The 12830-nt window shown below is 62.7% G+C and carries 9 protein-coding genes; all 9 read left to right on the top strand.

Features of this window, described 5'->3' with window-relative positions; translation table 11 throughout:
- Window positions 1-123: 123 nt before the first annotated feature.
- Window positions 124-1215 (top strand): ABC transporter substrate-binding protein, encoded by a 1092-nt coding sequence (locus tag AC07VY_RS09455; protein ID WP_495097375.1) that lies wholly within the window; start codon window positions 124-126, stop codon window positions 1213-1215.
- Between the two features lie 39 nt (window positions 1216-1254).
- The gene (locus AC07VY_RS09460) at window positions 1255-2295 is read left to right on the top strand and encodes a branched-chain amino acid ABC transporter permease (protein ID WP_495097208.1); all 1041 of its coding nucleotides are present in this window, start codon (window positions 1255-1257) and stop codon (window positions 2293-2295) included.
- Between the two features lie 17 nt (window positions 2296-2312).
- Window positions 2313-4130, top strand: coding sequence for a branched-chain amino acid ABC transporter ATP-binding protein/permease (locus tag AC07VY_RS09465; protein WP_495097209.1), 1818 nt, complete (start codon window positions 2313-2315; stop codon window positions 4128-4130).
- Entirely contained in the window at window positions 4127-4864 is a 738-nt protein-coding gene (locus AC07VY_RS09470; RefSeq protein WP_495097210.1) for an ABC transporter ATP-binding protein, read from the top strand. The genes AC07VY_RS09465 and AC07VY_RS09470 overlap by 4 nt, the downstream gene beginning before the upstream one ends.
- Before the next feature lie 97 nt (window positions 4865-4961).
- Entirely contained in the window at window positions 4962-6077 is a 1116-nt protein-coding gene (locus AC07VY_RS09475; protein ID WP_495097211.1) for a porin, read from the top strand.
- Window positions 6078-6280: 203 nt separating this feature from the next.
- The gene (locus AC07VY_RS09480; RefSeq protein ID WP_495097212.1) at window positions 6281-7984 is read left to right on the top strand and encodes a tannase/feruloyl esterase family alpha/beta hydrolase; all 1704 of its coding nucleotides are present in this window, start codon (window positions 6281-6283) and stop codon (window positions 7982-7984) included.
- Between the two features lie 49 nt (window positions 7985-8033).
- Window positions 8034-8501, top strand: coding sequence for a MarR family winged helix-turn-helix transcriptional regulator (locus AC07VY_RS09485; RefSeq protein ID WP_495097213.1), 468 nt, complete (start codon window positions 8034-8036; stop codon window positions 8499-8501).
- Between the two features lie 164 nt (window positions 8502-8665).
- Window positions 8666-8977 carry a winged helix-turn-helix transcriptional regulator gene (locus tag AC07VY_RS09490; protein ID WP_490590074.1) on the top strand — a complete coding sequence of 104 codons (312 nt, stop codon included), beginning with the start codon at window positions 8666-8668 and terminating at the stop codon, window positions 8975-8977.
- Window positions 8978-9229: 252 nt separating this feature from the next.
- Window positions 9230-12830 (top strand): beta strand repeat-containing protein (locus AC07VY_RS09495; protein WP_495097214.1); only part of this gene is annotated, 3601 nt, incomplete at its 3' end.

Genomic DNA, 12830 nt, shown 5'->3' on the forward strand with positions numbered 1-12830 from the left:
AAAGAACCATAAAGATGTGCCCAGCCTTGCACCGTGGCTGGGACGCCCCCCCCACACACCTGGAGACAAACCTTGCACCACGCACCCAAATCCATCCTCACAGCCATTGCATTGGCGGCATCCATGGCCTCGGGCCTGGCGCTGGCCGACGTCACCATTGGCGTGGTGTTGCCTCTGACTGGCCCCGCCTCGGGCCTGGGCATTCCCATGGCCAACGAAATGAAGCTATGGCCACAAACCATCGCCGGCGAGAAGCTGAACGTCATCGTGCTCGACGACGCGACCGACCCCACCAACGGTGTGAAGAACGCGCGCCGCCTGGTGTCGGACGACAAGGTAGACCTGCTGATCGGCTCGGCCGCCACCCCGGTGGGCATCGCGGTCGCGGGCGTGGCATTTGAGACAGAAACGCCGCAGCTGGTGGCCTCGCCCACCCCGCTGCAGCCCGGCAAAGATTTCTGGAGCTTCCGCCTGCCGCAGTCCACGGCCGTGATGTCCTATGCCGTGGTCGAGCACATGAAGAAGCAGGGCGTGAAAACCGTGGGCTTCCTGGGCTACACCGACTCCTACGGCGAGAGCTGGCTCAAGGAATTCACGGCCGTGGCCGAAAAAGCCGGCATCAAGGTGATTGCCTCCGAGCGCTTTGCGCGCACCGACACAGGCGCCACCGCACAGGCCCTGAAGCTGGTGTCCACCCAGCCCGATGCGATCCTGATCGCCGCTTCCGGCAGCGGCGCCGCCATGCCGCAAAAGGCGGTAGTCGAGCGCGGCTACAAGGGCAAGATCTACCAAACCCACGCAGCCGCCACCCGCGACCTGATGCGCGTGGGCGGCAAGGACATCGACGGCGCCTACGTGGTCTCCGGCCCGGTGATCGCACCCGAACAACTGCCCGACAGCAACCCCTCGAAAAAGCTGGCCCTGGACTACGTGCAGAAGTACGAGAAGAGCTATGGCCCGGGCAGCCGCAACCAGTTTGCCGCGCACTCCTTTGATGCCGAGATCATCCTGGAAAAAATCATCCCCATGGCGCTGAAGAAGGCCAAGCCCGGCACCAAGGAGTTCCGCTCCGCGCTGCGCGACGCGCTGGAGACCATGGGCCGCACGCCGCTGTCGCAAGGCGTAATGAACTGGACCAAGGACGACCACTGGGGCTACACCAATGAAACCGGTGTGATCGTGAAAGTGGTCAACGGCGACTGGAAGGTCGAGTAAGGCTGACGCCTGTCGCACTCTATTTCTCTAGGACTTTCCATGGATTTTTCGATTGCCAGCGTCCTGCTGTTGGACGGCATCACCAACGGTGCGATCTACGCCCTGCTCGGCCTGGCCATCGTGCTGGTGTTTGCGGTCACGCGCGTCATCTTCATCCCGCAGGGTGAATTCGTCGCCTATGGCGCACTCACCCTGGCCATATTGCAGACCGGTGCCATTCCCGGCACCGTCTGGCTGCTGGTGATTCTGGCCAGCGTGGCCGCGCTGATGAACGCCTGGGGCGCCTGGCAGCGCCTGCGCCAACCCGGCGCCGCGGTCCTGGCCCTGCTGCGCACCCTGGCCATTCCGGTAGCGATTGCCGCCATCACCGCCTGGGCCGCGCCACGCCAGTTTCCGCTGCTGGTACAGGCCGCACTGAGCGTCTGCATCGTGACAGCCTTTGGCCCGCTGATGTACCGCGTGGTCTACCAGTCGCTGGCCGATGCCAGTACCCTGGTGCTGCTGATCGTCTCGGTGGGTGTGCACTTCGCCATGACCGGCCTGGGCCTGCTGTTCTTCGGTGCCGAGGGCTTTCGCAACCCCACGTTCTGGGACCAGCGCTTCCAGCTGGGTGCCATGAACCTGAATGGCCAGGCCATCATCATCTGCACCGCGTCCTTGGCGCTGATCGTGCTGCTGTGGCTGTTTTTTGAACGCACGCTGTATGGCAAAGCCTTGCGCGCCACCGCCATCAACCGGCTGGGCGCACGCCTGGTGGGCATTTCCACCCACACCGCCGGCAGCCTGACGCTGGCCATGGCCGCGCTGATAGGAGCGCTGTCCGGCTTGCTGATTGGCCCCACCACCACCATCTTTTATGACTCCGGTTTTCTGATCGGCCTCAAGGGCTTTGTGGCCGCGGTGATCGGCGGGCTGGCCAGCTACCCGGCAGCGGCCATCGGCGCGCTGTTTGTCGGCATCGTCGAGGCCTTCTCCTCGTTCTGGGCCAGCGCCTTCAAGGAAGTAATCGTGTTCACCCTCATCTTGCCGGTGCTGCTGTGGCGCTCGCTCGCCAACGGCCACGCCGACCACGACCACTGATACGCAGGCTGCATACGATGAAAACCCCTTTGAACAACACCGTGCTGCGCCTGCTTCTGCTGGCCGCCGTGGGCCTGCTCGCCTGCCTGCCCCTGCCCGACTTCTGGGTCACCCAACTGAACTACATCGGGCTGTACAGCCTGGTGGTGCTGGGCCTGGTGCTGCTGACCGGCATTGGCGGCTTGACCTCCTTTGGCCAGGCGGCATTTGTGGGCGTGGGCGCCTACACCAGCGCCTACCTGTGCACCCAATACGGCCTGTCGCCCTGGCTGACCGTCTTCATCGGCCTGGCCATCACCGGCACCAGCGCCATGCTGTTGGGTGTGCTGACGCTGCGCATGTCGGGCCACTACCTGCCGCTGGCCACCATTGCCTGGGGCCTGTCGCTCTACTACCTGATGGGCAATCTGGACGCGCTGGGCAAGTACGACGGCCTGCTGGGCGTGCCCGGCATCACCCTGTTCGGCTGGGACCTGGGCGGTGGCAAACCCTTCTTTGTGCTGACCTGGGTGCTGGTCTTGCTGGGCGCTTTTGCACTCATCAATCTGCTGGACTCGCGCACCGGCCGGGCCATCCGCTCGCTGCGCACTGGCGCGCTGATGGCCGAGGCCATGGGCATCAATACCCTGCGCTTCAAGATCGGCATCTTCACCATTGCCGCGCTGTTTGCCAGCGTATCGGGCTGGCTGTTCGCGCACTTCCAGCGCACGGTGAACCCCTCGCCCTTCGGCCTGAAGATGGGCATTGAATACCTGTTCATGGCCGTGCTGGGCGGCGTAGGCCAGATCTGGGGCGCACTCACCGGGGCCCTGCTGACCAAGCTGCTGGAAGACCAACTGCAAGTGCTGCTGCCCAAGCTGATCGGCGCCAGCGGCAACTTTGAAACCATCGTGTTCGGCATCGTGCTAGTGCTGGTGCTGAAGTACCTGCCCGACGGCCTGTGGTCGCTGGTGGCGCGCTGGCTGCCCAACCCACCCCGGGCCGAGGACTGGACCCAGGCCACCCCGCTTCCCGCACGCAGCAAGCCCGAAGCGAATAGTCTGGTGCTGGACGTACGCGCCATCCGCAAACAGTTCGGCGGCCTGACGGCGGTGAACGACATCAGTTTCAGCATCCGGGCCGGGCAGATCAGCGGGCTGATCGGCCCCAACGGCGCGGGCAAGTCCACCACATTCAACCTGATCACCGGCGTGCTGGGCCTGACATCCGGCGAGGTGCGCTTCCGCGGCCAGGTGGTCAGCGGCCTGCCCTCGCGCCAGATCGCCCAGCGCGGCATCTCGCGCACCTTCCAGCACGTGAAGATGATCCCGGAAATGACTGTGCTGGAAAACGTGGCCCTGGGCGCCCATCTGCGCGGCGGCAAAGGCGCGCTGTCGTCCATGCTGCGGCTGGACCGGCAGGAAGAACAACGTCTGCTGCGCGAGGCCGCGCACCAGCTGCAGCGCGTGGGCATGGGCGCCCAGCTGCACGAACTGGCCGGCAACCTGGCCATGGGCCCGCAGCGCCTGCTGGAAATTGCCCGCGCGCTGTGCAGCGACCCGGCCCTGCTGCTGCTGGACGAGCCTGCCGCCGGCCTGCGCCACAAGGAAAAGCTGGCCCTGGGCGCAGTGCTGCGCCAGCTGCGCGCCGAGGGCATGGCCATCTTGCTGGTCGAACACGATATGGACCTGGTGATGGACGTCTGCGACCACATCGTGGTGATGGAATTCGGCACCCACCTTATGGAAGGCACACCGGCCCAGGTACAGGCCAGCCCCGCCGTACGCGCAGCCTACCTGGGCACCGACGAAGACACCGCAGCCCCCGCACCGCAACCCGAGGAGGTTTCCGCATGAGCCAACCCCTGCTCTCCATCTCCGGCCTGCGCGCCGGCTACGGCAAGGCCGAAGTGCTGCACGGCGTGTCGCTGCAAGCCGCCGCCGGCAGCGTCATCACCGTCATCGGCCCCAACGGCGCCGGCAAATCCACGCTGCTGAACGCGGTGATGGGCATTCTGCCGTCCCAGGGCGCCATGGAATTCCAGGGCCAGCCGCTGCACAAGCTGTCGCTGGAAGACCGCGTCATGCTGGGCATGGCCCTGGTGCCGGAAAAGCGCGAGCTGTTCAGCAGCATGCCCGTGGAAGACAACCTGGTGCTGGGGGCCTTCCGCCAGCTGCGCCTGCGCAACAAGGCCTGGCGCGACCAGTTGGATGTGGTCTACGCCCTGTTTCCGCGCCTGAAGGACCGGCGCCTGCAGCTGGCCGGCACCTTGTCTGGTGGTGAACGCCAGATGCTGGCCGTGGGCCGCGCCATGATGTCGTGCCCCACGCTGCTGATGCTGGACGAGCCCAGCCTGGGCCTGGCGCCGCTGGTGGTACGCGAGATCTTCAAGATCATCCACACCCTGCGCCAAACCGGCGTGACGATTCTGCTGGTCGAGCAAAACGCCCGTGCCGCCCTGGAAGCGGCCGACCACGGCTATGTGCTGGAGATGGGCGACGTCAGCCTGCAAGGCCGCGCCGCCGACCTGGCCCGCGACCCACGGGTCATCGACACCTACCTGGGCGCCGCCCGCAAACAACCACCATAAAAAAGGCTTCTATCGCAGATACATACTGCGCAAGAAGCTATTAAAAACATAGCAAGTACACCGCTTCCCCCTCACCCCCACCTCAAGGAGACAAACCATGAAAAAGACATCGCACATCATCACCCTCGCCGCGCTGGCAGCAGCCGGCTCCGTCCACGCGCAAAGCGTCAACCTTTACGGCCTGATCGATGTGGGCGTGGAACATGTCAGCAACGTCAACGCCGTGGGCGGCATCACCCGCATGCCCAGCAACACCAGTTCGCTGCCCTCCCGTTTGGGCTTTCGCGGCACCGAAGACCTGGGGGATGGTCTGAAGGCCCAGTTCACACTGGAAATGGGCTTTGCCCCCGATACCGGCGCATCCGGCCAGGGCGGTCGCTTGTTTGGCCGCCAGGCCAACGTGGGGCTGGCCGGGTCTTGGGGTAGCGTGACGTTGGGCCGCCAATACTCCACCCTGTTCTGGTCCATCCAGGACTCCGACGTGATCGGACCTGCGCTGTACGCACTGGGTTCGCTGGACAGCTACATCCCCAACTCCCGCGCCGACAACTCCATCGCCTACCGCGGCACCTTCAGCGGCCTGACCCTGGGCGCTGAGTACAGCCTGGGCCGCGACACCGTGAACGCCGGCCCCAGCCCGGCTGGTACCAACTGCGCCGGTGAAAGCGGCACCGACGCCCAGGCCTGCCGCCAATGGTCAGCCACCGCCAAGTACGACACCGCCGACTGGGGCGTCACGCTGACCTACGACACCCTGAACGGCCGCACTCCGGCCAGCAGCACGGACGTGGTGTTTGGCAGCCTAAACAGCAGCAGCACCAGCGACAGCCGCACACTGGCAGCCGCTTACGTCAAAGTCATGGGCGCCAAGATCGGCGGTGGGGTGATTCGCCGCAACAACGAAGGCAGCACAACCAAGCCCAAGAGCGACCTGTGGTACATCGGCGCGTCTTACCCTCTGACCCCTGCGCTGACGCTGGACGGCCAGTGGGCCAGCCTGCGCTACAAGAACTTTGACAACGGCAACTCCACCCTGTTGTCCGCACGGCTGGTGTACGCCTTGTCCAAGCGCACGGCGGTCTATACCCAGGTGGGGCATATCAGCAACGACACGCTGGCTGCGGTGTCGGTCAGCGGTGGTGCTACGGGCAGCGCACCCGCTGCAGGTGGCTCGCAAAACGGTGTCAGCTTCGGCGTTCGGCACGCTTTCTAACATCCCTGCCCTGCAGCGCTGAGCATCTTTCCAAGGTGCCAGCGCCTGCCGCAGAAATTTAGAAAAACAAGCATCCAGCGCACACGAAACCTGCGCTAGCAGCTATCACTTAGATAGCAAACTTACCCAAACCTGCAGCACGCAACACCATGGTTGAGGGCATGCTGCGGGCGCCTGTGTACCTCAACCCTGGAGACGAAGCCATGAGAACACGAATGCACATCCGTTTACTGGCGATGTCGGCCCTGCCCGCCGCGCTGCTAGGGGCCTGCGGCGGCTCGGACGGCGGCTTGCCGCAGCTCTCCGCCGCCACGCCGGCCTCGCTGCTGTCCTGCACCGACCTGGCCAGCAAGATCAGTTTTGCCAACACCACCATCACCGCCGCCAACGCCATCGCCGCCGGCACACTGACGGTGGCCGGCACGCCCGTGCCCGCGCACTGCCAGATCACCGGCACAATGAACCAGCGCGTCAGCGCCGTGGACGGCAACAGCTACGCCATCGGCTTCGAGATGCGCCTGCCCAGCGCCTGGAACGGCCGCTTCTTCTACCAAGCCAATGGCGGCATCGACGGCAATGTGCTGACGGCCATCGGGAATGTCGACGGCGAGAACAGTGGCGGCCCGAACAACGCCTTGAACATGGGCTTCGCGGTGATCAGCTCCGACGCCGGCCATGCCGCCGCCCTTGGAGCGAATTTCGGTATCGACCCGCAGGCCCGGCTGGACTATGGTTACCAGGCCGCCGCCACGCTCACGCCCATGGCCAAGAGCGCCATCAAGACCGCCTACGGCAAGGGGCCGGACCGCTCCTACTTCGGCGGCTGCTCCAACGGCGGGCGCCACACCATGGTGGCCGCCACGCGCGAACCCGAGGAATACGACGGCTACCTGGTTGGCGACCCCGGCTTCCGCCTGCCGCTGGCGGCCATCGCCAACATCGCCGGCGCACAAGCCTATGCCACGGTGGCGACCAGCAGCTCTGACCTGTCCACCGCCTTCACCACTGCGGAGCGGGCCGTGGTCTCCAACGCTGTGCTGGCGAAATGCGATGCCCTGGATGGTGTGACTGACGGCCTGGTCCAAAACACCACCGCCTGCCAAGCCGCCTTCAATCTGAACACCGATGTGCCCACCTGCAGCGGCAGCCGCGACGGCACCTGCCTGTCGGCCGCACAAAAGACCGTGGTGTCCAAACTGTTTTCGGGCGCCACCACCAGCAGCGGCGCACGCATCTATTCCACCTGGCCCTTCGATGCAGGCCTGGCCACTAGCAACTTTGCCTTCTGGAAGTTCACCTCGCCGCTGGTACTGGACTCTGGCGGCGCAGGCTTGATCTGGCCCACACCGCCGGAAGACGCGGCCACCTTCAATGGCCCCGTATTCGCGCTCACCGGCAATGTGGACACGATGCTGTCCCGTGTGGGCGCAACCAATACCACCTATACCGAGAGCGCACTCTCGTTTATGCAGCCAGTGAACCCCAGCAACCTGGCCAAGCTGCGTGACCGTGGCGCCAAGATGATGGTCTACCACGGCACCAGCGACCCCATCTTCTCCAGTGATGACACCACCACCTGGTACGAATCGCTGCGCGCTGCCAACGGCGGTAACGCTGCCAGCTTCGCACGCTTCTACCGCGTGCCCGGCATGAACCACTGCTCAGGTGGCCCCGCCACCGACCAGTTTGACATGCTGACCCCGCTGGTCAACTGGGTGGAAAAAGGCCAGGCGCCCGACAGCGTGGTCGCCAATGCGCGCGGCGCCGGCAATGCCGTCGCAGTCAATGCCGACGTGCCCAGCAGTTGGTCCGCCAGCCGCAGCCGGCCGCTGTGCGTCTATCCCAAAGTTGCCACCTACAACGGCACCGGAGACATAGAAAGCGCCGCCAGCTTCAGCTGCAAATAAGGACCGCACCCGCTCCGGGCATGCTCGGAGCGGGTGGCAAAATAGTGCCATGACCGCAACCAGCCCGCGCACTCCCCCACAGGCCGTCCACAGCATAGACACCAGCTCGCTGGAGGGTCTGGTGGGCTACAACGCCCGGCGGGCTTCGCTCTTCATCGTGGACATCATCCGCGAGCACATCGCCAGCCATGATCTGCGCATCGTGGACCTGTCCATACTGCTGCTGGTGGCGCACAACCCCGGCATCACCTCGCGCCAGCTCTCCAGCGTGCTGGACATCCTGCCACCCAACCTGGTGGGCATGCTCAACACCATAGAAAAGCGCGGTTTGATCGAGCGCAAACCCCACCCCATGGACGGCCGCGCTATGGGTTTGCATGTCACCGACAGCGGCGCTGAACTGGCCACACAAGTCGAATCCGAGGTGGGCCAGCTGGAAATCGAAGCCACCTCCCACCTGACAGCAACCGAGCGCAAAACGCTGATACGCCTGCTGCAGAAAATCTACCGCCGCTAATTCCCTCGCCCCATTTTGGGGAACAGTGCAGACACTTCCTGCTTACAATGCTATTAAACTAGTAGCAAAATAGGTTTTTTGCGTTATAGTCGTGGCGCCGCCTGGGCGTGCGCCCCCAGGCCCGCCAGACTTCCCACCGCACATTGTCCCGAGGAGAACACCATATGAGTTCCAAAGAAAACGTCGCCGTCCACCAACTGCTGGCCCTGCTGGAGTCCCGCTACGCCATTCGCGTGCTGTGGGCTCTGCGCGACGGCCATGCCCAGACATTCCGCCTGCTGCAGGACAGCGTCGGCGGTGTCACCCCCAACACCCTCAACACCCGCCTGAAAGAGCTGCGCGAAGCCGACCTGCTGACCCATGGCTCCGATGGCTACAGCGTCACCCCCACCGGTGCCGACCTGCTCAAACGCCTCAGCGACCTGCAAGCCTTTGCCGGCAAATGGTCTGTCGCCCAGGCGAAAAAAGTCAAATAGAACGAGCGTTTTTTAGTCACTTGTGAGTAGGCAAGTGACCCATGTCAAAAATTGATAGCCCAAATATTGGCAAGATAAACAGGGAGTAGAGGCAAGGATGACACCATCATGCAACAGCAACCGTTTTCTCAGTTTTGGGCACTCGTAGATCATTCTTTAGCCCCCGATGCTCCGAACCGCTTTCCATCAACGGAAGCCCGAGCACAGCCAGTAAAGTCGGGTAGGCTCTTTGGCAAGACGCATTGCCAAGGGTTGGCGGCTCTGCTCACAACCCTGCTCTTCCATGACCCCGGCCAGGCCGAACCGGCGGGCGGCAATATAACCTCCGGCACTGGCAGCATCAGCCAAGCTGGCCTCAACACTACGATCAGCCAAGGCAGCCAACGCCTGGCGATCGACTGGTCCAGCTTTGGCATTCGGGCCAATGAAACCGTACGTTTCATACAACCCAATGCCCAGGCCATTGCACTAAACCGCGTTACCGGCAAGGAATCAACCAGTATTCTGGGTAGCCTGATAGCCAATGGGAACGTGTTCATTCTGAACCCGAATGGCGTACTTATCGGGGCTGGTGCACAAGTCAACGTCGGGGGGCTGGTCGCCAGCACCTTGAATATCAGTAATGCCGACTTTGAAGCCGGTTTGTACAACCTGGCTGGCAACAGTACGGCAGGCGTGGTGAACCGTGGAGCCATCACCGTGCCTGCAGGTGGCAAGGTTGCGCTGATTGCTCCAAGTGTCACGAACACGGGGCAGATCAACGCACCACAAGGCGACGTGCTGCTGGCGGCCGCCAACGGCGTCAATCTGAAGCTGGTTGACGGCAGCCCTCTTGGCTATGTTCTCACCCAGGGTGCCGCTCAAGCCCTGGTAGACAACGGCGGCATGGTTTTGGCCGACGGAGGCCGGGTAGTACTGACGGCCAAGGGGCTTGAAGGATTGAACAACGCCGTCATCAACCACAGCGGAATCATCCAGGCCAGGACCGTGTCACATCGCAACGGCAGCATCGAGCTTCTGGGCGACGAGGGAACCACCACGCAAGTCAGCGGCACATTGGATGCAAGCGGCCAAAACTCCGGCGATAGTGGCGGTACGGTGAAGGTGCTGGGGCAAAAAGTTGGCCTGTTTGATGACGCGCACATTAACGCCAGCGGCCCGGCGGGCGGTGGTACGGTGCTGGTTGGTGGCAATCAGCAAGGGCTTGGCCCCGAACCCAACGCCAACGCAACCTATATGGCCCCCACAGCCAGTATTGACGCCAGCGCGACACTGGCTGGCGATGGCGGCAAAGTGGTCGTATGGGGCACCGATGTGGCCAACGTCTACGGCAACATCCGGGCTATGGGTGGCACGCAAAGCGGCAACGGAGGTGCCATCGAAACCTCCGGGCACGCACTGGATACCAACGGCATTGCAGTCGATGTTTCTGCCGCGCAAGGCCAAGGCGGATTGTGGTTGCTGGACCCCTACAACGTCACCATATCCAGTGCCGCGCAAACAGGCGGTGCCTTCAGCAGCAACGTCTGGGCTCCCTCAGCATCGGGTTCGACAGTCAACACCACCAATATCCAGACCATACTCAACAGCGGCGGCAACGTGACCATCACGACTACCGCCGCAGGAGGAGCCCAAGAAGGCAATATCGCCATCAACGGAAACATTGTAAAAAGTGCAGGCTCAGCCTCCACCTTGACACTGATTGCCGATGGCCGCATTACCAGCAATGGCACCTCGGGGGCACACCGCAGCATCAGCAGCACCAGTGGCACACTGAATGTATCCATGACTGCGAACGCCACGAGCACGGCCGCCGCCAACAATGGGCTAAAACTACAGTACCTCGATGTAACAGCCAATGGCGGCAACATCAGCCTGACTGCCAGTGGCGCACAAAACGGCACGGCCTCGGCCCTGCAATATTTGAACGGCGCCTTGACCACCAGTGGCAGTGGCACCATCAGCATCGTGGGCACCATGCCCAGCAACGGTAATTCACAGGGAGTGGTCATGAACTCCGCCACCCTGACTACGGCCAGCGGAGCTATTTTGGTCCAGGGCACCAGTGGCGGCACCGGCACCATTACGGGCGTCAATGGCAATGGCGCCTCGCTTATGAGTACAAACAATACTGCAGTCAAGCTGACGGGCAGCAATACATTGCAGAGCACCTCAGGCGGGAGCATCACACTCACGGGTACTGCGACCGGTGCTGTAAGCACCTGGGCCGGCGGCGGCGTGGAAATTAGTGCCGGAGACTCCATTTCCACCACGGGTGCCGTAACCATCACGGGTAATGCCTCTAACCCGGTATCGACCACTTATAGAAACCAGTTGTCTACCGTTAATTTTGCGGGCAACACCAGCACAGCGATCAATATCACCGGGGGCACGGTGGCTATCTCGGGCATCAACACCACCGTGGGCCAAGTTGGCACTACCAGCAACAGCAATGCAGCCCTGAAGTTGGCCGGAAAAATCAACATCACATCCACCACGGGCGCCATCAACCTCACCGGCTCCAACGCCGGTGGCGACGGCTTGTGGGGCTCCGGTACGGCCAATAGCACCGTCTCTATCTCCGCACCGGTGACCAGCTCAGTCAACATCAATGCAGCCGCGCTAGATTCCGTCAATGGATATACCGGCTTCTATGTGGGGGGCAATGCAACCCTGGCTTTTTTGACCGCGGCGCCTGTCAACCTGGCTTCCCAGACTGCAGAAACCTCCACCCACAATTCCGTCTGGAACAAGGGCTTCATCAGCACTCCTGGCAACCTAGTCATCACGTCCACCGCTGGCGCCATTTCAGATGATGCGGCTTCTAGTGCTGGTGTTTTCTCCAATGTCGGAGGCACCACCAGCATCACCAGCACCGGTGGCGGCAACACTATCAGCCTGACCAATGCCAGCAACAAATTCACAGGCGCTGTTTCGTTGAGCGCTGGCGCCACCAGCTTGGTCAACAGTACCGCCTTGTCGCTAGGGACCAGTAGCATTACTGGCGCACTGTCGCTGACGGCACCAGGCATCACGCAAACCGGCGCCCTCTCCGTCAGTGGAGCAACCACCCTGAATGGCGGTGGCGCGGCCATCAACTTGGCAAACACGGGCAATAACTTCAACACGCTCTCGGCCAGCAACGCCGCAGGAGTGACCGTAGTAGACAGCAATGCACTGGGCGTAACAGGCATTGCTTCCACTGGTGCAGCACAACTGACCACACTTACGCAAAATTTAACCACCAGCGGCAACATCGCCGTCAGCAATGGAAATCTGACGCTGACAGCGGGCTCCAGTACCGCACGCGGTACAAGTACAGGTGGCGATGTCATTAACAACGCCACGCTCACCGTGGATTCCGGCAGAAAAATCTATGTCTACAGCGGTTCGCTTGCCTCCACAAGTCTCGGCGGGTCACTGGCCACACAAGCCGCGGCGGGTAGCGGTAACTTTCGCTACAACAAGCAGGCAGGCGATGCTCCGGGTGCTAGCACCGTAGGAGATGGCACAACCTATGTGCTGTACCGTGAACAACCCACGATCACAATCACACCCACCGATCCCAGCAAGGTTTATGACAAGAATGCTGCGACAGACCCCAGCCTGGGATATGCCATATCCGGCCAGGCCAACGGTGACACAGCCAGCCAAATCCTGACGGGAAGCCTGGCACGCAGCACGGGGCAAAACGTCGGCAGCTACAGCATTAGTCAGGGCACCATGGCAGATCAACTGGGCTACCAAACCAATTTCGCCACAGGACATAGCATGTCCATCACCCCGGCCACCGTCAGCGTCAGTGGCGCCGGCGCCGCCTCCAAGACCTATGACGGCACCACCACCGCCAGCG

The sequence above is a fragment of the Rhodoferax sp. GW821-FHT02C08 genome (genome assembly GCF_059421805.1).

Coding starts and splice junctions, on each gene's coding strand:
- AC07VY_RS09475 (WP_495097211.1), top strand. CDS start 4,962: ATGAAAAAGACATCGCACATCATCACCCTCGCCGCGCTGGCAGCAGCC.
- AC07VY_RS09470 (WP_495097210.1), top strand. CDS start 4,127: ATGAGCCAACCCCTGCTCTCCATCTCCGGCCTGCGCGCCGGCTACGGC.
- AC07VY_RS09455 (WP_495097375.1), top strand. CDS start 124: ATGGCCTCGGGCCTGGCGCTGGCCGACGTCACCATTGGCGTGGTGTTG.
- AC07VY_RS09490 (WP_490590074.1), top strand. CDS start 8,666: ATGAGTTCCAAAGAAAACGTCGCCGTCCACCAACTGCTGGCCCTGCTG.
- AC07VY_RS09480 (WP_495097212.1), top strand. CDS start 6,281: ATGAGAACACGAATGCACATCCGTTTACTGGCGATGTCGGCCCTGCCC.
- AC07VY_RS09485 (WP_495097213.1), top strand. CDS start 8,034: ATGACCGCAACCAGCCCGCGCACTCCCCCACAGGCCGTCCACAGCATA.
- AC07VY_RS09465 (WP_495097209.1), top strand. CDS start 2,313: ATGAAAACCCCTTTGAACAACACCGTGCTGCGCCTGCTTCTGCTGGCC.
- AC07VY_RS09460 (WP_495097208.1), top strand. CDS start 1,255: ATGGATTTTTCGATTGCCAGCGTCCTGCTGTTGGACGGCATCACCAAC.